Below are 22,336 nucleotides of genomic sequence, written 5' to 3' on the forward strand. Positions count from 1 at the left end.
AATGAGGCGATTTATCCCCAAGCTTACTTGCTTGAATACATCATTTGCTCCGATTTTGAGATATGTGATATTGCCCGGGCCGTTGGCCCTATTCTGAGCCACCCTTCACCATACCCACATCAGTGATCTCTGTCGGGCCTCCTGCTTCCAGCCAGGCGCCATATCCTCCCTCGATGTGAGCAACAGGTGTCAGCCCCATGCGTTGAAGTTGTTGGGCAGCCAATGCACTGCGCCATCCTCCAGCGCAAAAGAAAATGAACTTCTTGGTCTCACTGAAAATTTCACGATGATAAGGACTTTCAGGATCAACCCAAAATTCCAACATACCGCGTGGTGCATGAATGGCACCCGGTATCCGCCCAACCTGATCCAGCTCACGAATATCACGGATATCAATAAAGATATGCAGATCATCTCCCAACAAGGGCATGGCCTCGGCTGCGGTGAGTGTCTCGATCTCCCGCTCTGCCTCAACAAGCAATTGCTTATATCCTAATTTGATCGTCTGGCTCACCCTGTCATCCTCCATCTCCGGGTTACGGATATAGATGAGAATGGTCCGGCCAAGGCGCTAAAATCAAGCCTTTTACCAATCAAATCGATATCATGAGATTTTCAAAAAGTTATAGTAGAATAACTAAACGAGTTGATCATTCAGATCTCATGAACACAAATCCAGAATCCAAGGCAAAAAAAAGCGCGGGTCAAACCCACGCTTGATCTTGTCGTTGTCACACCCCAATGGGGCAGAAACTTTAAGAGGCAGCAATCGCTGCAGTCTCGAATGCCCCAAACAGGTAAACAATTGCCAGAATAGCACCCAGTGCCAGCACGGCTTTCATTGTTACCCCCCAACAAGAAACTTCCAATTCGTTGTCCATGTAACCTCGTTCGTCCAGGACGATTGTTAGCCGAGAAATCAAAAACACGCTGTCGGCGCTAGAAACCCCTTGTTAACGGCTCGTAAAGATTTAGGCAACAATTAAGGCATGCAAAGTTTGCAATGCAGCCATGCACAGGGCGAGTATGATTGTTTATCAATATCCTACCAACGAATAATTCTGTGGGTTAAGTTGAACACAATTGGATGAAGCTGCCACATTCCCTTTGGGCACTTCCAAACAATATTCAATGGAGTGCCAAAATGAATCAGCTCTCAACACTGGATCTGGCTGCCCTGAGCTGGTTCATTTTAATGTGGGGCGGCTTTTCGTTGATTGTTGATACAAGTCCCTTGCGCAAGAAATCCCTCTCATATCATATGAACCAGCACAGACTGCGCTGGATGCAAGCATTGGCCGAGCGGGAAATGCGAATGGTGGATACAGCCATTATTACAGGGCTGCAAAATGGCACCGCTTTTTTTGCTTCGACATCACTCCTGGCCATAGGTGCGGGCTTTGCCCTACTGAACTCTACGGATCTCGCCCTTCAGATCTCCTACGACCTCAACCTGCCAGTAGAAGTCAGTCGTGGCCTCTGGGAAGTTAAGGTTCTCGCCCTCATCACGCTCTACATTTATGCCTTTTTCAAATTCGGTTGGGCCTACCGATTATTCAATTATACGTCCATCTTGATTGGTGCATTTCCTCCACCCGACAAAATAGAGTCAATCGAGATGAGTGAAGCGATTCATCAGGCTTCGGAAGCCAACTCTCTTGCCGGACGTCATTTCAACCGGGGTCTTCGTGCCTTCTTCTTCTCACTTGGTCTTTTTGCCTGGTTTATACATCCCTTGTTATTCATCGGAACAACAACCTATATTGCGCTGGTACTCACCAGACGCCAATTCCTCTCCCGTTCCAGCAAACTTGCTTCCAGACTGGTAGAAGAATAACCTTTGCGACAATTCCTTCCCCATCCGGTTGCCCACCGGCCCTTTTTCACGACCCAACCAATAGTCCCATACCCATATGTCTCACGCCATCCGCAAGCCAACAGCTCTGGATCTAGCCAGTCTGCTTTTCCTGACGTTCATCTGGTCTTCCGCCTTTCTGGCGATCAAAGTGGCAGTTCCACAAACAGGTCCGATCTGGCTGGCCACGATCCGCGTTCTCATCGGTTTTGTTGTCCTGCTTCCATGGATGCTCTATCGAGGTATTATCTTACCCATAGGCATGCGGAACTGGAGTCTTTTGATCTTTTTCTCCCTGATCAATGTCACCCTGCCATTCCTGCTCATCTCCTGGGCGGAACTGACCATCAGCGCAGGCATCACCTCTCTGTTGCTTGGAAGCGGCCCATTGCTTGCATTGGTTCTTGCGCACTTCACCACTCAGGATGACAAGATCAGTTGGCCAAAACTTCTCGGCATAGCTTTCGGCTTTACAGGGGTAGCGCTGGTAGTTGGAGGCCAAGCCCTTGATGACGTAGGCGACACCGCCCTTCTCTCTCTGCTTGCCGTGCTGGCAGCCTCATTCTGCTATGCTCTATCCGGCGCACTGGTACGCAAGATCACTGATATTCCACCAACACGTCTGGCGACGTTGGTCTTGGGTCTTTGCAGTATTCAGCTACTCGCTCTGGCATTCCATGAAGGACTGCCCGACTTTACCCGAATTGACGACAAAGGTTGGTTCAGCCTTATTTTCCTCGGCCTTCTGCCAACTGGCGTCGCAACGATATTGCGCTATCGCCTCATCAATACCATTGGCGCAAGCTTCTTCTCGCTGGGATTGAACCTAATTCCTGTCTTCGGAATCATACTGGGTGCCATCGTTCTATCCGAAACAGTACCATTGGAGGTTTGGGGCGCTCTGGCCTTGATTGTGACCGGCCTGTTCGTCTCTCGTATCCCGACGAAAGGCAAGGCTACCCAAGAAAGAAAGGCCGGACAAGCCGGCCTTTAAGGGAGGAGGAACATATATCCTTATTGGGGGACATATTTCTTTGAATGGTTGTTTGAAAAAGCCCGCACAAAACACAGGCCTTTCTCATATTCTTATGCAGTCGCATTGAAGAGTTCACGACCAATCAACATACGGCGAATCTCGGACGTGCCCGCACCAATCTCATAAAGCTTGGCATCACGAAGCAGTCGGCCTGTGGCATATTCATTGATATACCCATTGCCACCCAGAATCTGAATCGCCTCCAAAGCCATTTGTGTTGCCTTTTCTGCGGAAATCAGGATTGCGCCAGCTGCATCCTGGCGGGTCGTTTCGCGGCGATCACAAGCTTGTGCCACCTGATAAACATAAGCACGGCACGCATTCATATTCACATACATGTCCGCAATCTTGCCCTGCATCAGCTGGAAGGTGCCGATTGGTTTTCCGAACTGTTCACGTTCATGCACATATGGCATGGCAATATCCATACAAGCCTGCATGATACCAAGCGGGCCACCTGAAAGAACCGTACGCTCATAATCAAGACCGGACATCAACACACGAACGCCTTTATTGACCTCGCCAACAACATTTTCAACCGGCACTTCGCAGTTCTCAAAAACCAGTTCACCGGTAGAGGAGCCGCGCATACCAAGCTTGTCCAGCTTCTGCGCCACCTTGAAACCCGGCATATCCTTCTCAATCAGAAAGGTCGTGATACCTTTTGGACCAGCTGCCGGATCAGTCTTGGCATAGACCAGCAGGATGTCCGCATCAGGCGCATTGGTGATCCACATCTTGGAACCGTTCAGAACATAGTGATCGTCCTTTTTCTCGGCCCGCAACTTCATGGACACAACATCAGACCCGGCACCAGGCTCAGACATTGCCAACGACCCAACATGCTCACCGGAAATCAGCTTTGGCAGATATTTCTCTTTCTGCTCTTTGGTACCATTGCGGTTCAGCTGGTTCACGCACAAATTGGAATGTGCGCCATAAGACAGGCCAACGGAAGCAGACGCGCGGGAAATTTCCTCCACAGCGATCACATGCTCAAGATACCCCATGCCTGCGCCACCAAACTCTTCTGGTACGGTTATTCCCAACAAGCCCATATCGCCCATTTTATTCCACAATTCCCGTGGAAAGGCGTCGTTCTTATCGATATCAGCAGCAATTGGCGCCAGCTCATCCGCAGCAAAAGCAGCCACCGCATCGCGCAGCATGTCAGCTGTTTCACCCAGATTGAAATTGAACATCAGACCACTCATCTTATTCTCCGTAAGTCTTAAAGACGCCCTGCCCGAAGGTGCGCCATCAAATCATCCTTCACATGGATACAGATCGCCAGGACATATGCCCTCATGGCTCCAGACCTTCTGCTCGCACCATGGTAAAAAGTCCTGTCGCCACATGGATCTCATTGCCATCCAGATAGCTATACACATCACCCTGGCAAACGGTCAGCGTCCTGCCGGGTTTGATGACCCTTCCCTTCGCAATCAGCTTTTCACCACGCGCAGGGTTCAACAAATTCGCTTTGAATTCACTGGTAAGAACGCCATCTCCGGCGCCAAAGAGCGAGAAAGCTGCATAACCGGCCGCCGAATCCATAATCGACGTGGTCACACCGGCATGGAAAAATCCGTGCTGTTGCTGCAGCCCCTTTTTCGCCTCCAAGGTGATATCCACCTCTCCTGGCGCAAGATGGGTAATGGTTCCGCCGAGGGTTTCCAAGAAGCTCTGTTTGCCAAAACTGGACAAAACCCGTTCCTGGTAATTCTCCGCCCTTGTTTCAAATTGTACCAAGTCCCCTCCCAAGAACTTGCCCCATCAGCCTTTTAAATCGCCCAATTCCGTCAAACGCACCCGGCAGGATTCTTCCACCGCATCCAATTCAGCAATTGTCTCTTCAATATCGACCAGCTTCTGGCGCAAATCCTTTCGCCTCGCGTCAATCTTTTCCATCAACATGGCAAGCTGTCCTGCTTCGCCAGGAGGCTGGCGATACATATCAATCACTTCGCTAATTTCACCAAGCGACAAACCCAATCGCTTGCCACGTAAAATCAGTTTCAATCGCGTGCGATCACTTGGTCGATAAAGACGCTGGCGCCCTCTGCGCACGGGCTTTATCAGCCCTTCATCTTCATAAAACCGTAAGGTTCGCGTGGTCAGTCCAAACTCGTTGGTCAATTCCGTGATTGTAAGATAGTCAGCCATTCAACCTCCGACCTTGATTAAATATACGTTTTACGTAAAAGTCAATAAAGATAAATTTATCAATAAAAATCAATAAATTATATCAAAAATGACTTACATATTAGAATCAGAAACGATCATTCGCCCAGATCCCTGGCGTTGCCAGTTCAACAACATTATCAAACGGGTCCCGGAAATAGAGGCTCTCCCCTCCTCCGGGCCATTGAACATGACTATCGATTACGATCTCATGTTCATTCAGATATGCACTCCACACATCCAGTTCATCAGTCTTGATACGAAATGCGAAATGCCCAGCTCCGTCCATTCTATGACCCGGAACAACATCATCATTCACAAGCGCATCCTGATCACAGACACCACGAAGAAAGGTGATGAGAACCTGGGAGGGTGCAACATCAAACGCACAAATGCGACTGCTTTCTACCATCACAGGAAGCCCAAGAATGCCAGCATAAAAGTCTTTAGCCACAGCCATGTCATCCACATAGACTGGTGTTTCCAACACTCCAATGATCTCAGGCATTCTCATCTCACCTCGTTGCACGGATGCCCCTCCTATCTATAACTCTGACTTTTCATACAGAGCCATTAGCCAATGGGAGTAGCACTAACCTTTGATAGTAAACACAAAATCAAAAGACAGCAACGTAAAGGGAAGATCTATCTTACTCACGATGAGCAAGACTGCCTAAATACTCTGACAAAATAATAGGAAAGGATCAGACTAGACCGAACCACCACGCAGCAAGGCCAAGAAAAGCAAAGAAGCCAACCACATCGGTAACAGTGGTAATAAAAACACTGGAGGCCACGGCTGGATCTGCACCGAGTTTCTCAAGCCCCAAAGGAATCAGAATACCGGATAAACCTGCAAAAAACAGATTGATGACCAAAGCTGCTCCAATTACCAGGCCAAGATCGAAATTCTCAAACCAGAACCCGGCTATCGCTCCGACAAGCACTGCGAAAGCCGCACCATTTAGCAACGCCACCAATACCTCACGCGAGACAACGCGCATCATGTTGAAGCTGTCAATCTCCTGGGTTGCCAAGGCTCGAACAGCCACAGTCATGGTTTGAGTCGCAGCATTGCCGCCCATAGAGGCAACAATCGGCATCAAAACCGCTAGAGCGACCATTTGCTCAATCGTGGAATCGAACAGAGCAATCACCCAGGATGCCAGAATGGCTGTCAGCAAATTGACTGCAAGCCATGTAAAACGAGATCGAACTGTCTCGATCACCGTATCGGTAATTTCTTCATCACCCACACCACCAAGGCGTTTGATGTCTTCTTCAGCCTCTTCGTGAATCACATCAACGATGTCATCAATGGTCAGAACACCGACCAAACGCTCACTCTCATCCACCACAGCAGCAGACAGCAAATCATAGCGTTCAAACAGGCGAGAAACTTCTTCCTGATCCTCTTCCGCGGTCACATAGTGACGCGTCTCATCCATGATCTCGGTAATCTTGGTCGGTCGGCGAGAACGCAGCAATGTATCCAGAGAGACCGACCCCAACAGCCTATGGGCAGGATCAATCACGAAAATCTGGTTGAACTCATCCGGCAGATCGATGGTCTCACGCATATAATCAATGGTCTGACCGACGGTCCAGAACGGAGCGACTGCAATGAACTCGGTCTGCATACGCCGACCAGCAGAGTCTTCCGGGAAATCCAAGGAACGTTTCAGCTGAATGCGATCCATAACCGGAAGTTGGGCGAGAATCTCTTCGCGATCCTCCTCTTCCATGTCTTCCAGAATGATAACCGCATCATCTGAATCGAGCTCTTTAACCCCTTCGGCCACTACCTCATTGGGCAGGGCATCCACGATCTTCAAACGCAGAGAATCATCCAGCTCGGTCAGAGCAGAGAAATCAAAATCTTCAGCAAGAAGGTCGAGAAAATCCTGACGATCACGCGGGCCAAAGGCCTCAATCAAATCCCCCATGTCCGCTTCATGCAGATCCTGGGTCAGTTCAAGAAGAAGCTCGCGATCACGTTGCTCAATCGCAGCTTCAACCTGATCAAAGTAATCTTGAGCAATCAGGCCACGCTCATCACGCACTTCAAGATCATTGGACAGGGCAATCTCTGCTGGATTGTCACTTCTCATCCTGCCCTCCTATTGATCTCAATGGTGAATCGATTGCTTCCTTGTTGTGCCTGAAAGCAAGGGCCAACTGCAAGCCCGATTTCCATTCAAGCCCATATTCATGAAGGAAAGCAAGGCGCTCCACTCATCAGCACTGTTTATGGAGCCCTTATGACAACCATGCGACCAGATGACCTCGTCAACAATCGATTTGACTGGTGAGTATCAGAACAAGTTGTTACGGAGTATAACAAGATCAGGGAACAACGATATAAAGAGAACCAAGTTTCTCATTCTTACCTAATGCCAGCGTCTCATAAACTGATAGTTCATTGGCCCTCAGAATCAAGCGCTGAGGAATATGATCAAAACGATCCAGAAAGAAGCAATCATTATTCTCAATCGCTGCCCCCAAATTCTCAGGCGCCAATCCTGATTTCTGAATTTTCAGAGCCAGCTTTTCAGTTCGACAGGCAAAGAGATCATCTCCCTTTGCCAACGAGCCAACAGAATAATTATCAGACGCCAATGCCGCGTATGGCAGGACACCAAGCCCTGCCAGAAAAACAAGCATACACGCACTCAATTTCAAGACTTTGGAGAGAAGCATCATTTGGAAACAATCACCCGGCCGATCATATCATCGCTTTCCCAATGCGGACCACATAGATAGGGAAACTCACCGGTCGCAAAGTCAAAGGTCATCTCAAGCTTCTCTTCCGGGAATAGACGAGCATCTTCCTCTTTGCCTGCGTCCTTGAACCAGGTGGAATGGCTGGTGCGTTTATCGACATTTACCCAGCGAACGGTGTCACCCAGCTTCACGTCAATCACTTCGGGACAGAAAGTGTATTTGTACATCATGACAACATGCACATCTTCGTCTGACGGCTTCTTGCCATAGAGCTTCTCATAGCGCGCTTCTGCCTTACCGCAAATCTTGGCGATCTTGGCCGGATCACGCTTGGATTCAAGGCGCATATCACTGGCATTACCACTGATGGAATTGCCAATCAAAACAACCATTCCAGCCAATGACGCAACCATCCATTTCGAAATCATTTCAAACGTCATGATCAACTCCCGCTATATAAGGAATATTCGGATTGTGTCAGAACCCTAATTCCATAGTGTGCCAAAATTCTGTCAAAACCTACATGCCCAGAACGCAAAATGGCCGGAGAAATCCCCGGCCATTTTCTTGATTATCATTGAGCTTACTTGCCAACCACATTGATCTCAGCTTCCGGATTATCAAGCGCCAGCTTGTATTCCAGAGAGACATGATGGAAGCGAGCATTGGTGTAATCATCATGGATCGCAAAACCAACAGTATAGGTCTTGCCGGGCTCCAATGCGATATCGCCAGGACCGGAAGCTTTCAAAGGACGCTTCAGAACCACTGTCCAGGTGTCCCCTTCCAGCTTGCCTTCAGCCATGACGCTCTTGGCTTCATCCATCTTGCGTTCCGTAAGAATGGAGCTGTTAACACCACCAACTTTCGGAATATAACGCATCAGATCCATGAAGGCACCGTTGGCCAGCTGTCCATCCAGATCGCCCTGGTCTTTCAGCTTTTCCCAACCACCGCGTTTTTTGCCGCGACGACCTTTGACTTCAACCTTGGTCCGGGATTCGGCCAGATATTTGGTCACACCATCTTTGACATCGATCCGCTCACCCACTTCTGGGAACTTGGCAATGTCTTCACCGGCAGGAGCGTGTGGCATATAGCGGCTGTCATGGTGACAGGTAGCCCAGCAACCAGCTTGCTCTACAAGCTTGATGTCGTTACCAGCAATCATCATGGCGACCTTGACTTCATTCTCAGGATCCATTTTGCCACCGTCGACAAATGGTACCGGATTATGAGGGCCATTTTCCCACTGCATGCGGATATAGAGATTTTCCTTATCGTGGGTTGCCTGCAAAGTCATGTCGATATGACCACGTTTGCCTGGGATTGGAGTTTCTTCCGCCTTCTCGCCAGAGACGATCTTGGCACCCATATCCTTCAGCTCTTTGGCATGACAGGTCGTGCAGCGATCACCTGCTTTGGTCACAGGACGAGCACCACCATGGTTTTTACCATACTGGACCCACTCGAAAGAAGCCTGACCAGGGTAGAAGAGTGTCATGCTCTTCTCATCAACGGCATTCCAGTCAACGTTGCCGGCAATGCTATCACCTGATGATGGAGCGGCAGCGCTATCGCTGGATCCACCAGAAGCAGCGGCAGCAGCTTTTGCCTGTTCCTTGGCAACAGCAGCTTCAACAGCCTTGGCAATCTTGGCTTTCATTGCGTCAGCAGCAGCTTTCTTGGCTTCTTCTTCTGCTTTGGTCTGCGCGGCCTCGATCTCTTCAATTTTCTTCAGACTAGCGAGATAGGTTTCTGGCACTTCACGAATGAAATCAGGATTTGGAGCTTCCAGAGCTTCCAGTTCTTCATCGGTCAACAGATCACGAATATTCTTATGCGCGATCCCTTTGTGACAATCGATACAAGTCTGGCCAGTCTTGAAGGCATTCAAATGCTGTTTACGCGCACGTGGTTTCTGGAATTCAGGAGCCATGCTTTCGAAGTTATGACAGTTGCGGCATTCGCGACTGTCAGTGTTCTTCATGGTGTTCCAGACACGCTTGGCGAGATAGAGACGTTTGGCTTCAAACTTCTCTTTAGTATTGATCGTGCCAGTGATCTTGCCCCAAACTTCCTTGGAGGCTTCTACCTTACGAACCATTTTATGGATCCAGGGATCAGGCACGTGACAGTCAGAACAGGTCGCACGCACACCGGTACGGTTCTGATGGTGAATTGTTGGCTTATATTCTTCGTATACGTTATTCTCCATCTCATGACATGAGATGCAGAAAGTCATCGTATTGGTCGCTTCCATCGCAGTGTTGAAGCCACCCCAGAAAATAATACCGAAAACAAAGAAAATAGCGGCCCCGGTCAGCGGAACGCCGAAAATCAGGGTGCGCTTCAGCCAGGCACTCATGCCTTTGCCTTTAGCATCTTGTGTGGTGTTTTCGGAATTGTCAGACATCACGTCCTCCGCGTCCTTTAGCGGTCCTTCAGGTTCAACCTTTGATCCGAAATTTGCGGGGACAGGTCTCCTGATCCTGAAAGAGCCGACGGCCCTTTTCTCATTTCAATGGAAATGAGCTGAGATAAAGAAGGCGGGGAAATCCCCGCCTTCTCAATGGGATATGTTCAGCTTACGTTACGTGGTGAGCACGGTTGTAAACGTTGAACTTACCAGTTGGTGCGAAGAAGCCTTTAATGCGGGTTTTCTCTTCAAGAGTTTCCGCATCAAAAACAACGATCTCACCATTTGGCTCAAGGCTGGTAGAACGGTTCCAGATGGATACCCATACTTCAGAGCCATCAGCGTTGAACTCGGAGTGAACCACAGCATAACCAGGCTTGTCGGTCAGCTGCATTGTTTTCACGATTTCACGGGTATCTTTAGAGATAACCTGGATGGACTGTTGTACTTCTGGATCCGGATGCTTGGTCTGATCAGCCCATACATACTTGCTCTTCGGATGGGTACGAATGAACAGGCCAGGACCGTCGGTTTCTACAGTGTAGCAGACTTTCCAAGCTTGATCTGGATGACCTTTAGGGTCGTTACCCCATACAGTGACAGTACCTTCACCAAGGTGAGTGGTGCCACCAACTGGGCCACATTCTTTATCATTCCAGTTAGCACCAGGACCCGGATGAGGCAGCTTGCCAACATCAATGGTCGCTTCATGCTTAGCTGTTTTCGCATCAACCACAACCATCTGGTTGGAAGCGTTTGCAGCAATCTGGAAGTACTGGGAAGTTGGGTCGAAGAAACCGTCATGCAGGAACTTGGAAGTATCCATCTGGGTGATTGCAAGGTTTGCAACATCATCCAGATTGACCTGCCACATCTGACCCAGCTCCTTCATGGAAACCAGAACGTCATTGGTGTTAGGCACAGCATAGATAGCAGCGACACGGGACTCTTCAACATAGTCGCCGTCAACGTTCACACCGCGGGAAGAAACAACTTTCTTCGGCTCCATGGTTTCTGCGTCAACGATAACGAAGTGTGGAGGCCAATAACCACCGCCAACGATGTATTTGCCATCGCCAGAAACAGCAACGTCACGAGCATCGTAAGCAACCTGAACTTCAGCTACGCGCATTTTATCAGGTGTCTGCCACAGATCGATTTTGGTCAACTTGCCATCACGACCCATGGTGTACCAGAAGCGGCCCGGATCTTTAGCTGCACCTTCCATAGTGGATTTTTCGGTGCCTTTGATCACGTGCACAGCATAACCGGTATCCAAATGAGCAACGATTTCGTGCTTGTCACCGTCAACGATAGCAACTTTACCAGCGTCACGCTCGATCACAACGAAGAAGTTTTCCCAGTTGCGGCCATGCAGAGGCTTTGTTGGATAATCTTTAGGATCCACATAAACTTTCATGCGGTCCTTCATCAGAGTGATATCCATCTCTGGTGGTTTCGGAGCTTCGAGCTGGATATAGGTAGCCATATCCTTGATCTGCTGCTCGGTCATGATATCGTCAAAGTTGTTCATGCCACCTTCGGTACCGAGGGTGATGATTTTCTCAAGACGCTCTTGACCCAGCTTGCGGGTAGCTTCTGGCTCAAGGTTTTTACCGGTAGCACCTTTACGCAGAACACCATGACAACCCGCGCAGCGCTGGAAGTAAAGAGTTTTGGAGCTTTCATATGCTTCTTTGGAAAGCTTTGGCTCTTCAGCCAGAGCAGCGCCAGGAAGCGCAAAAGAAGCAGCGAATGGAAGAGCAACAGCAGAAAGCAGAGCTGTTTTTCTCATAAATGACTTAGGGTTCATGTCGTTCTCCCCGACAAACGGACCAGGCAGATTAAATATTGTTCATGTTGCCCAAAGTCCCCTTGATGATCGTCAAGCAGAGAAAAACACTGTAAAATATAACCGCATTATTGAGAGAAAACGGCAGTTTTCTGCCAACCCAATTTCACAATCAAGACGGGAAAATTTCAAAGAAGATGAGATGAAAAAAGCGATACCGAACCTCACATGATCAGATTGATGGGATAGGTATCTCATTACGCATACAATCCGTGACACAGTGATTCATGAATTCACAGGGCCTGGTTCAATTATCTGTACGAGTTGAAAACAGTCAGGTGCGTCGCAACGCTCTCTTGGCCGCAGCTTTGCGTCGAGAGGCAGAGCGCTTGGCAGAAGCTTTTTTTGCTTGCTTCCCCTTCTTGGCTGGAGCCGAGCGCTCTACAAACGCTGTCCCTTGCTCTACTTCATTAGCACTTTTTTTGGGGCGTCGTTTTTTGGTTGGCTTTTCACTTTCCAACGGGTTCCAGTTTTCAACCTGTAAGGTTGCCGTCTTGGTTTTCGCGGATAAGGGACCAGAACGAGAAGAAGATCCGTCATTGACAGCCTGTACCTTTGCGTTAGATGTGCCGCGTCCGCTCTTCCCAGACGTCTTTTTTACAGGTTTGGCACCATATTTTCTGATTTCCTCAGCTGTTGGACGCTCACCAGAGGCAACAGGAAGCCGCTTGCCCAAAAGCTTTTCAATCTCGGCCAACAAATGCAGATCGACCGGACGGCAAAAACTTATCGCTTCCCCTTCAGCACCAGCGCGTGCAGTGCGACCAATACGGTGCACATAAATTTCAGGAACGTCTGGGAGATCATAATTGTAGACATGGCTGACACCGGAGATATCAATTCCGCGTGCAGCAACATCTGTCGCCACCAAAATATTGGCCTTACCCGATTTAAAATCTCGAATGGCCTTGTCTCGTTGCGCCTGACTTTTATTGCCATGTACAGATTCGGCGGCAAAACCCTCATCAACCAGCACATTCTTCAGCTTTTCCGTACCACGCTTGGTACGTGCAAACACAACACTGACACCATCCATATGCTCAGCAAGACAATTTTTGAGGAAGTCCACCCGATTTTGTGTGCCAATATAATGCACCCATTGAGTAATTTTATCGGCCGTTCGACCCGCAGGAGCCACCTCGATCCGTACGGGATCGTTTTGAAAATCTCGTGATAGCCTGGCAATTGGTGCTGGCATGGTCGCAGAAAATAACAGCGTCTGACGAGGAGCAGTCAATATCTTTGTCAAATGTCGCAACACATGAATGAAACCAAGATCCAACATCTGGTCCGCTTCATCCAAAATCAGGGTATCCACACCATCCAGGAAAAGAGCTTCACGCTCATACAGATCCATCAACCGACCCGGAGTCGCTACCAGTATGTCAGTCCCTTTGAGCAGAAACTTAATCTGCACATTGATGGACGCGCCACCGACCACACTCAGAATGCGCAAATCTGAGCCCTGGGCATAGCTTTTCAGCGCTTCTGCTATCTGAAGGACCAATTCACGTGTAGGTGCCAAGATAAGAGAGCGAACCTGTCGCTCACTTAGATCTGTGTCTAACGCGGTCAGTTTCTGAATAAGAGGAAGGCCAAAAGCAGCCGTCTTACCGGTGCCCGTTTGTGCCAAGCCAAGTACATCCCCACCCTTCAGAACAACGGGAATAGCTTGCTCCTGAATGGGGCTTGGAGCACTGTAACCCGCAGCTTCCACTCCCTTGAGCAAAGCCGTGTCCAATCCCAGTTCAGCAAATCCAGTCACAAGAAACATCCTTCCGGCCTGTCCAGAGCCAAATCGTCATTTTCAAAAGAGCTATTATAATAACAAAAAAGCTCTCAAGGCTGTGCCTTGAGAGCTTTTTGATATGGTGCGGCCGAGAAGACTCGAACTTCCACGGGAGTTACCCCACAGCGACCTCAACGCTGCGCGTCTACCAATTCCGCCACGGCCGCTAATCCGCAATGCGTCAAGACATGTCGTCTTGTTGGTGGCGTGTAACTAGCAAACTGTTTGAGATCGCACAAGTATTTAAGTATCAGATCAACAGCTTTGTGAAAAAGAAATGACTATCCCGCTTCTACTCTGTTGATACCCCGTAAAGGACGCCAGGACGGGCTGCGTGTCAGGACTCTGGTAATGGAAACACCAACTTTCTCACCACGCAATATGACCTGCCCATGAGCAACCGGCACATCATTGGCCAAAATCAGACAATCATCTTCTTCAAAGGCATCGAGCTCGATCACCGCCCCACGGCCCATACGCAGCAATTGATGGATGGGAATCATGGTTTCTCCCAGCTGCACGGAAATGTTGATTGCAATATTGTCGAGATTTGTCACGATTATCCCTTCCGTGAACCTCACGGATCGCTTATGTCAGTTGTTAATAGAGTGTTACCCCATCTGGTAAATGAAGTCTTAACAAAAGAGCTCCAATCGACCATGACCACCGACCGTTCCACAATTGCAGGCCACTCCATGCTGTCAAACCACAACGAGCCTGTGGAGTGGCGCATAACCGATTCTCTTGTCCCCTATCCAGAGGCTCAGAGCTTCATGGAGGAACGGATCAAGCAAATCGCGAACGGAACCGCTCCAGAATGCGTCTGGCTGCTGGAACATCCGCCCTTATACACAGCAGGCACCAGCGCCAATCCTGCCGATCTGATCGCTCCTGACAGATTCGATGTCTTCGAGACCGGCCGCGGTGGAGAATATACCTATCACGGCCCAGGACAGCGTATTGCCTATGTCATGCTAGACTTAAAACGCCGCTCTCAAGATGTGCGTCTTTTCGTCGCCACATTGGAAGAGTGGATCATCAACACACTGGAAGCTCATAATATCAAAGGTGAGCGCCGAGAAGATCGCGTTGGAGTATGGGTAGAACGCCCGGAAAAGGGCCAAGGCATAGAAGACAAGATCGCCGCAATCGGGATTCGCTTGCGCAAATGGGTTACGTTCCACGGCATCAGCCTGAATGTAGAACCTGACCTATCTCACTATAGCGGTATCGTGCCCTGTGGAATCGAAAAACACGGCGTTACTTCTTTTGTGGACCTGGGCTATCCCATCACCATGCCTGAGGTGGATATGACCTTGCGTGAAGAGTTCGAAAAGCTGTTTGGCCCGACACAGCAAGGGTAAGGCCAAACAAAAAACGCCTGGCCTGAACTAGCAAACATTTGGGAAGCAATGTTTACGGATGGCCCGCTCCATCCATCAAAGTTGCTTTTGGCATGGGAAGATCCATGAAATTGGCGGTGATATCCTGAAAATCGGATCTACAGCTGAGAGAGAAGATTGTATTTCCGTGCTGAACAGTTCCGCTGGCATAATCAGCTCCGATACCCTTCAGTTTTCCCTGCCCTACCGACCAGCCTTCACGTTGGCAGATAAGGAGAGACCAAGGAGCACTCCTGCGGCCATAATTCCAACCTGTCCCAAGTGCTTCAAAAAATCTGCTCGCATTCCCATCACAATTACCCCAGCTTTTGTATTCGCTCAGAACAAAATACGAATGCGATCTGTTTTTTTGCCGAGCAACAATTGGGACATATGTATCAATACATAAGCTTGAGCGAAGATCATGCTTAAGGCTTAAGCTTAACAGAACCTATCTGCGAATAAACAAATCTATTAACTGGACATTAAGCATAAGTGACGCGCAAAGTCGCCTCATGCAATCCTTGATGAGTAAATCCATGTTGATACAATTCGATCCCCCTTCTTGTTCTTTCTTGTCAAAAAGCAAAGAATTTCTGGCAGACGAAGACGCCAGCACAGCTCTGGAATATGCACTCATGATGTCACTGGGTGTTGGCATCGCCTATCCAGTCGCCACCGAAACCAAAGACATCGTGATCAATTTCTTCGAAAGAATCAGCGATGCTCTTGATGGTGTTGCCAGATAGCAAGCGATGAGATCCCCGGCATCTTCTGAAAACTGACATGAAAACCCGCTCAGGAAACGTTGATATCCAGCCCGAGATCAAAAACAGGAGATGAATGCGTGACGAAGCCGGTAGAAATATAGTCAATTCCTGTTTCAGCGATAGAACGCACTGAATCCGGAGTGATACCACCAGATGCTTCTGCAATAACACCACTTCCCTCCAACATCGTAACCGCCTCACGCAGCTTGTCTGGCTCCATATTATCAAGCAGAACAACGTCAGGACTCGCAGTGAGAGCCTCAGCCAATTGTTCCAGCGTATCGACTTCCACTTCGATCTTGACCAGATGCCCGACAAAATCCCGCGCTTGTCTTATTGCGCCTGCAACAGATCCTGTTACGGCAATATGGTTATCCTTGATAAGAACGGCGTCATCTAGGCCAAAGCGATGATTGGAGCCGCCTCCACATCGCACCGCATATTTTTCAAATGCTCGCAAGCCAGGAGTTGTTTTGCGTGTGCAGGTAACTTTGGCACCGGTACCCTCAATCAGATCGACAAATGTTCGGGTCGCTGTCGCAACTCCTGACATACGCCCCATATAGTTCAGCGCGACCCTTTCAGCCGAGAGAAGCAAGCGAGCCGGGCCCGCAATCCTGGCAATCACATCACCTTGCTGAACGCTTACCCCATCCTCAACAACCGGTTCAAAATGTAGTTCCTCGCCCCGTCGATCTCCAATCAGCTTGAATGCTCTTTCAGCAACGGGCAGGCCGGATATGATCCCCTTGTGGCGTGCGGCAATAACTGCTTGTGCATTGGCAGCATCCGGAATCGTCGCCAGCGTGGTAATGTCTCCAGCCCGACCAAGATCCTCAACAAGGGCAGCCTGAACCGCCGCATCAACAAGCGGGCGTGGCAGATAGAGATTATCCGCAGCAAAAGTGCCGGATTGGATGGTCATATCACACTCTTTTCTTGGATTTTTGGGCCGGCGTGGAAAGAGAAGACGGTGCCAGAATGTCAGCGATGGCCTCATCAACCTGCCGGAGATTGATGAATGTCCGATGTTGCCAATTCGCTTCAGAGTTTGGGAAATCCATCCGATAATGTCCCCCTCTGCTTTCCTGGCGCAACCAGGCAGCAACGGCGATCATTTTTGCGACAGTCAACTGGTTCACAAAACTCTGACTGACGGCCTTCTTTTCAAGATCAACAAAGACCTGCAATGCTTCTTTCAGCCCTTCGGCATTACGCTCGACACCGACATAGAGGCTCATTGTTTTACGCAGAAGATCCACGTCTTCTGAAGGTTGGACCTGATCAGGAAGCAGATCTTCCCCGTCATATTCCGGCCATTTCACTATGTTCGATGCATGGAGTTGTCCATTTATGTCCTCCGCCACACAGGAAGCAAACACCACCGCTTCCAGAAGAGAATTGGATGCCAACCTGTTGGCTCCATGGGCTCCGGTGGAAGTCACCTCACCTGCAGCCCATAGACCATCTAAACTGGTCCGCCCTCTGGCGTCAGTCAACACACCACCCATATGATAATGGGCTGCCGGTACAACGGGTAGCGGATCAGTCATCGGGTCCAGATCGGCATCAACTGCATATCCATGGACTGTCGGAAAATCCCTTGCAAAATGCTTTCCGACGGCTTCTCGACAATCCAGAAACGCACCATTGCCAGATATGACCTGTCGATGGATAGCCCGAGCCACAATATCACGTGGAGCAAGTTCTGCATCCTCATGCTCTTCAAGCATGAAACGCTTTCCATCCCTGTCAATCAGATACGCACCATGCCCCCGCAAGGCTTCCGTCGCCAAAGGAGCCGGATCCTTATCAACATCAAGTGCAGTCGGGTGAAATTGTACAAATTCCGGATCGGCAATCATGGCCCCTGCCCGGGCAGCCATTGCCATACCATCACCATTCGCCTCGGACGGATTGGTTGTCACCTTGTAAAGATGTCCGACACCGCCAGAAGCCAGAACAACTGTGCGTGCAGGAAACAACACTGCTTCACTTAAACGGTTTTCATCGCTTCGTCTGCGGGCAATCACACCCACCACATGCCCCTCGCCCATATGCAGGCTTTCGGCCTGATACCCTGAAACCAGCCGGATGGATCTTGTACCCAGCACACGTCGTTTCAGGGCCTCCATGATAGCCGCACCGGCACGATCACCAGAAACCCGGACGATCCTGTGTGTCGAATGGGCCGCCTCGCGGGACAATAACAGCTTACCTTCCAGATCCTTGTCAAACGGAACACCAACTTCGAGCAGATCAAGGATGCGATCTGCAGCATGAGAGCTCATGAGAGTGGCAATTTCCTCATCGACGATGCCTGCCCCGGCCTTAAGCGTATCGGCAACATGTGCTTCGACACTGTCACCTTCAGATACAGCTGCAGCTATTCCACCCTGTGCCCAAACAGAAGATGATCCCTCACCTATTGGCGCTGCACTCAGGACCGTCACTGGTATAGGAGCAAGCTTGAGAGCACAGAACAAGCCTGCAAGTCCCCCACCCACAATGATGACATCATCATTGTGGGGCCATCTGGCTGGTCGAGTCGTATTTGGAATGGAAGCAATCATGGAACTTATCCGCCAACCAGTCTCAGGACTTGAGATTGATCATACGTTCCACCGCCCGGCGAGCTTTGTCGGCCACGAACGGATCAACCGTCACCTCTTCTTGCATATAGAGCAGACTGTCGAGAATTTTGGGCAGCGTGATCTTTTTCATATGCGGACAAAAATTACAGGGCCGAACAAAGTTCACATCCGGCGTTTCACTGGCCACATTGTCTGCCATGGAACATTCGGTGATCATCATCACCTTTTCAGGACGATTGTTCTTGACCCAATCGATCATGCCTTTTGTAGACCCACAATAGTCTGCTTCCGCCACCACTTCGGGCGGACATTCGGGATGGGCAATAATCTGCACATCAGGCATGGATTTGCGATAATTCTGCAATTCCTCAGCTGTGAACCGTTCATGCACTTCACAGGACCCAGCATAAGTTAGAACTTCCACATCAGTTTGTGCGGCCACATTGCGCGCCAGATATTGATCCGGAATCAGAAGCACCCGATCCGTTCCCATGCTTTCAACGATTTGAACCGCATTGGAAGATGTACAACAAATATCACATTCCGCTTTCACATCCGCTGACGTGTTCACATAGGTGATGATTGGAACACCGGGATATTGTTCCCTCAGAGCCCTCACATCGGCAGCAGTGATGGAACTGGCCAACGAACAGCCAGCTGTCGCATCAGGGATGAGTACCGTTTTTTCCGGACATAGAATTTTTGAGGTTTCCGCCATGAAGTGTACGCCACACTGAACAATCAGATCAGCGTCTGACCGCGCCGCCTCAATTGCCAGCTGCAGGCTGTCACCCTTGAAATCCGAAACACCATGAAAAATTTCCGGTGTTTGGTAATTATGAGCGAGAATCACGGCGCCGCGCTCTTTCTTGATCCGGTTGATCGCGGAAATATAGGGCGCGTGAAATGGCCACTCTATCGGTGGAATCACATCCTTGACCTTCTCATAGACATGAGCGGTCTCCGAGGCGATTTCGTCCGTAAATTCGAGTGACGGCGCTGGCAGGATACCTCGATTCAAGGCCGCCTTTGACAGATCGCGGGTGGCAAAATCGGTCACAGTTTGTGCAGGCAACAACATGGGGTCTATGCCTCCTCTTTTTCTCAGCTATATGCTGTATGGGTCCTTCGAGCAGCACCCGGCCCTCCCTCCAAACAAACCTTGTCACAATGCTTGGGGGCTTCGCCTTTGCTTCCCTAACTTACTTATACTAATTTTGAGCATAAGCAAGGCTATAAAATGGTCAACAAGATTTCACTCCTATTGCCACGAGATAATAATCAACAAAAACAAACAATTAGAGTTTTAAAAAAATCTCATCATGACGTTCATTTGGACGACAAAAATACAATCACGCATTTTAGATGGCTTCAATTTCACTTACCCAGCGCAAACCCAATAACAGTTTCATTTCATTTTCAAAGGGTTGGATTTTCAAGCTCATCTCAATCTCGCTTCCAATTTATCTGAAATTATTCTGCCCCCAAGGCGCGTATTACTGCCATCACTAGCGAAGGGCTGGCAGGCATAAAAAAACCCGGCCAAACTGGCCGGGTTTTTTGAACTTTTAATTGATCTGAGTTTTACGCGTCATCACCAGATGCAAACTCCATGATCACGGCATCAACGGCCAAGCTATCACCAGGAACAGCATTGATCTTTGAAACAACCAGATCACGCTCAGCACGCAAAATATTTTCCATTTTCATGGCTTCTACGGTCGCCAAAGCTTCACCAGCCTGCACCTGCTGACCTTCCTGAACGGCGATGGACACCACCAAACCGGGCATCGGGCAAAGCAGAAGATTGGATGTATCTGGCGGAATGCGAACCGGCATCAGGGCCTCCATGGCCGCAACATTCGGGCGCATAACCTTGGCATCAACCTGTACACCGGAATGGGTCAGTTGATAAGAATTAAGACCAGCACGAACCTGCACAGTCAGTTTCTTGCCGCCAACAGTACCAGTCCAGAGATTGGCTCCAGGCACCCAGTCAGACACCACAGCAACCTTCGAACCATCTTCATAGCGCATATCCATCTCGATAGGCGTCGACGGCATACCAGCGACAAAATTCACTGCAACGCGATTTTCCTTGGAAAGCGCAACAACCCATTCCTGCCTGGTCTCACCAGAGTGAGGTGCCATGCGATCAATGAAGTCGTCCAGACGATTCTTGCGAACCAGTTCCATGGAAAGAGCCACAGCAGCCAAGGCTTTCTCGCTCTCTTCATTCAACGACACGCCCTCAAAGCCGTCAGGATATTCCTCATCAATGAAGGCAGTGGTCAAATTACCAGCTTTCCAACGTGGATGATCCATCAGAGCGGCAAGGAACGGCACGTTATGTTCAATCCCATCCACAACGAATGCATCCAGAGCGGTAGACATATGAGCAATGGCAGCTTCGCGACTATTTGCATGCGTACAAAGTTTTGCGATCATCGGGTCATAGAACATGGAAATTTCAGAACCCGAAACCACACCGGTATCATTGCGGATGGTCAGGCCATCAACAGTACCCTCTTGTGGCGGCATGTAATTCACCAGACGACCGATGGACGGCAGGAAGTTGCGGAACGGATCTTCAGCATAAATGCGGCTCTCAATAGCCCAACCATTGAGTTTCACATCGTCCTGCGCAATTTCCAGCTTCTCACCATAGGCAACGCGAATCATCTGTTCGACCAGATCAACGCCGGTGATCAGCTCGGTAACTGGATGCTCCACCTGCAAACGCGTGTTCATTTCCAGGAAATAAAAGTTCTTGTCCTTGTCGACAATGAATTCCACGGTGCCTGCAGAGCAATAATCCACCGCTTTGGCCAGAGCCACAGCCTGTTCACCCATGGCTTTGCGGGTTTTCTCATCCAAAAAGGGCGATGGAGCTTCCTCAATCACCTTCTGGTTACGGCGCTGAATGGAGCACTCGCGCTCACCCAGATAGACAGCATTGCCATGCTTGTCAGCCAGAACCTGAATTTCGATATGGCGCGGGCCAACAACGAATTTTTCGATAAAGCAGCGATCATCACCAAAGGATGATTTGGCCTCGGACTTGGCCAGCTGGAAACCTTCACGGGCTTCATCTTCATCCCAGGCAATACGCATGCCTTTACCGCCGCCGCCAGCAGATGCCTTGATCATGACAGGAAAACCGACATCCCTGGCGATGCGCACCGCGTGCTCGGCATCTTCGATCACGTCCATATGGCCGGGAACGGTGGAAACTTCGGCTTCATTGGCGAACTTCTTCGATTCAATCTTGTCGCCCATGGCCTTGATCGCGCCAGTAGGTGGACCAATGAATTCAATGCCGGCTTCTGCCAGCGCCTTACAGAAATCAGCATTCTCGGAGAGGAACCCATAACCCGGGTGAACAGCTTCTGCACCGGTATCTTTACAAGCCTGAATGATCTTGTCACCCAGCAGGTAGGATTCTGCCGCTGCTGGTGGGCCGAGATGAACAGCTTCATCGGCCATTTTCACATGCAGAGCGTCCTGGTCCGCGTCGGAATAGACAGCGACGGTTTTAATACCCATCCGCTGAGCTGACTTAATCACGCGGCAGGCGATTTCCCCGCGGTTAGCAATCAAAATCTTTTTGAACATGACAATCCTGCACATGCGTTTGGTTTTTCTTCTGGTCCCATGTTGTAGGACGAGCCAAACAGATAAACAACTCGGACGAACGGCGGACGTAGCCAAAAAACAGGCAAATCTGTGCA

The 22,336-nt window shown here is 49.6% G+C and carries 21 protein-coding genes and 1 tRNA gene; 4 read left to right on the top strand and 18 right to left on the bottom strand.

What is annotated here, in order from left to right; translation table 11 throughout:
• Window positions 1–88: 88 nt before the first annotated feature.
• Together CRO57_RS07705 and CRO57_RS25235 are read right to left on the bottom strand one after the other, a co-directional pair.
• Complete coding sequence (locus CRO57_RS07705; RefSeq protein ID WP_097152695.1) at window positions 89–514, bottom strand: rhodanese-like domain-containing protein; 426 nt, start codon at window positions 512–514, stop codon at window positions 89–91.
• 241 nt (window positions 515–755) lie between these two features.
• Window positions 756–881: a hypothetical protein gene (locus CRO57_RS25235; RefSeq protein WP_280176167.1), complete on the bottom strand. Its 126-nt coding sequence runs from the start codon at window positions 879–881 to the stop codon at window positions 756–758.
• Between the two features lie 263 nt (window positions 882–1,144).
• On the opposite strand from CRO57_RS25235, the gene CRO57_RS07710 reads away from it, so the two are divergent.
• Both CRO57_RS07710 and CRO57_RS07715 read left to right on the top strand, forming a co-directional pair.
• On the top strand, window positions 1,145–1,837 hold the full coding sequence (locus tag CRO57_RS07710; protein WP_097153286.1) for a DUF599 domain-containing protein: 693 nt from the start codon (window positions 1,145–1,147) through the stop codon (window positions 1,835–1,837).
• Window positions 1,838–1,913: 76 nt separating this feature from the next.
• Entirely contained in the window at window positions 1,914–2,849 is a 936-nt protein-coding gene (locus tag CRO57_RS07715; protein ID WP_097152696.1) for a DMT family transporter, read from the top strand.
• A 92-nt stretch (window positions 2,850–2,941) separates the two neighbouring features.
• Here CRO57_RS07715 and CRO57_RS07720 read toward each other — a convergent pair whose 3' ends face one another.
• From CRO57_RS07720 to CRO57_RS07780, 12 genes are all read right to left on the bottom strand, one after another.
• Complete coding sequence (locus CRO57_RS07720; protein WP_097152697.1) at window positions 2,942–4,105, bottom strand: isovaleryl-CoA dehydrogenase; 1,164 nt, start codon at window positions 4,103–4,105, stop codon at window positions 2,942–2,944.
• 91 nt (window positions 4,106–4,196) lie between these two features.
• On the bottom strand, window positions 4,197–4,643 hold the full coding sequence (locus CRO57_RS07725; protein ID WP_097152698.1) for a PaaI family thioesterase: 447 nt from the start codon (window positions 4,641–4,643) through the stop codon (window positions 4,197–4,199).
• A 24-nt stretch (window positions 4,644–4,667) separates the two neighbouring features.
• Entirely contained in the window at window positions 4,668–5,057 is a 390-nt protein-coding gene (locus tag CRO57_RS07730; RefSeq protein ID WP_097152699.1) for a MerR family transcriptional regulator, read from the bottom strand.
• 106 nt (window positions 5,058–5,163) lie between these two features.
• Window positions 5,164–5,583, bottom strand: a complete 420-nt coding sequence (locus CRO57_RS07735) for a VOC family protein (protein WP_210200780.1) — start codon at window positions 5,581–5,583, stop codon at window positions 5,164–5,166.
• A gap of 196 nt (window positions 5,584–5,779) precedes the next feature.
• Window positions 5,780–7,186 (bottom strand): magnesium transporter, encoded by a 1,407-nt coding sequence (gene mgtE, locus CRO57_RS07740; protein ID WP_097152701.1) that lies wholly within the window; start codon window positions 7,184–7,186, stop codon window positions 5,780–5,782.
• A 235-nt stretch (window positions 7,187–7,421) separates the two neighbouring features.
• Window positions 7,422–7,739 carry a hypothetical protein gene (locus CRO57_RS07745; protein ID WP_141401202.1) on the bottom strand — a complete coding sequence of 106 codons (318 nt, stop codon included), beginning with the start codon at window positions 7,737–7,739 and terminating at the stop codon, window positions 7,422–7,424.
• A gap of 35 nt (window positions 7,740–7,774) precedes the next feature.
• Window positions 7,775–8,239, bottom strand: coding sequence for a cupredoxin domain-containing protein (locus CRO57_RS07750; protein ID WP_210200781.1), 465 nt, complete (start codon window positions 8,237–8,239; stop codon window positions 7,775–7,777).
• A 143-nt stretch (window positions 8,240–8,382) separates the two neighbouring features.
• Window positions 8,383–10,215, bottom strand: coding sequence for a NapC/NirT family cytochrome c (locus CRO57_RS25360; RefSeq protein ID WP_097152703.1), 1,833 nt, complete (start codon window positions 10,213–10,215; stop codon window positions 8,383–8,385).
• A 172-nt stretch (window positions 10,216–10,387) separates the two neighbouring features.
• Window positions 10,388–12,031 (bottom strand): nitrite reductase, encoded by a 1,644-nt coding sequence (locus CRO57_RS07760; RefSeq protein WP_210200782.1) that lies wholly within the window; start codon window positions 12,029–12,031, stop codon window positions 10,388–10,390.
• Between the two features lie 313 nt (window positions 12,032–12,344).
• Window positions 12,345–13,835 (bottom strand): DEAD/DEAH box helicase, encoded by a 1,491-nt coding sequence (locus tag CRO57_RS07770; protein WP_210200783.1) that lies wholly within the window; start codon window positions 13,833–13,835, stop codon window positions 12,345–12,347.
• 104 nt (window positions 13,836–13,939) lie between these two features.
• A tRNA-Leu gene (locus CRO57_RS07775) sits at window positions 13,940–14,026 on the bottom strand.
• A 114-nt stretch (window positions 14,027–14,140) separates the two neighbouring features.
• Window positions 14,141–14,416, bottom strand: a complete 276-nt coding sequence (locus CRO57_RS07780) for a FliM/FliN family flagellar motor switch protein (protein WP_097152707.1) — start codon at window positions 14,414–14,416, stop codon at window positions 14,141–14,143.
• A gap of 102 nt (window positions 14,417–14,518) precedes the next feature.
• Between CRO57_RS07780 and lipB the strand changes: the two genes are divergently transcribed.
• Window positions 14,519–15,223 carry a lipoyl(octanoyl) transferase LipB gene (gene lipB, locus CRO57_RS07785; protein ID WP_097152708.1) on the top strand — a complete coding sequence of 235 codons (705 nt, stop codon included), beginning with the start codon at window positions 14,519–14,521 and terminating at the stop codon, window positions 15,221–15,223.
• Window positions 15,224–15,780: 557 nt separating this feature from the next.
• Window positions 15,781–15,990: a Flp family type IVb pilin gene (locus tag CRO57_RS07795; protein ID WP_141401203.1), complete on the top strand. Its 210-nt coding sequence runs from the start codon at window positions 15,781–15,783 to the stop codon at window positions 15,988–15,990.
• 49 nt (window positions 15,991–16,039) lie between these two features.
• Here the strand turns inward: CRO57_RS07795 and nadC are convergent, their stop codons facing one another.
• The 4 genes from nadC to CRO57_RS07815 form a co-directional block, all read right to left on the bottom strand.
• A complete protein-coding gene (gene nadC, locus CRO57_RS07800) occupies window positions 16,040–16,936 on the bottom strand; it encodes a carboxylating nicotinate-nucleotide diphosphorylase (protein WP_097152711.1) in 897 nt (298 codons plus the stop codon).
• Between the two features lies 1 nt (window position 16,937).
• Window positions 16,938–18,584 (bottom strand): L-aspartate oxidase, encoded by a 1,647-nt coding sequence (locus CRO57_RS07805; RefSeq protein ID WP_097152712.1) that lies wholly within the window; start codon window positions 18,582–18,584, stop codon window positions 16,938–16,940.
• Between the two features lie 22 nt (window positions 18,585–18,606).
• Window positions 18,607–19,686 (bottom strand): quinolinate synthase NadA, encoded by a 1,080-nt coding sequence (nadA, locus tag CRO57_RS07810; RefSeq protein ID WP_097152713.1) that lies wholly within the window; start codon window positions 19,684–19,686, stop codon window positions 18,607–18,609.
• 503 nt (window positions 19,687–20,189) lie between these two features.
• On the bottom strand, window positions 20,190–22,220 hold the full coding sequence (locus tag CRO57_RS07815; RefSeq protein ID WP_097152714.1) for an acetyl-CoA carboxylase biotin carboxylase subunit: 2,031 nt from the start codon (window positions 22,218–22,220) through the stop codon (window positions 20,190–20,192).
• Between the last annotated feature and the right edge of the window lie 116 nt (window positions 22,221–22,336).

The organism is Cohaesibacter gelatinilyticus, assembly GCF_900215605.1.
Classification (GTDB): domain Bacteria; phylum Pseudomonadota; class Alphaproteobacteria; order Rhizobiales; family Cohaesibacteraceae; genus Cohaesibacter; species Cohaesibacter gelatinilyticus.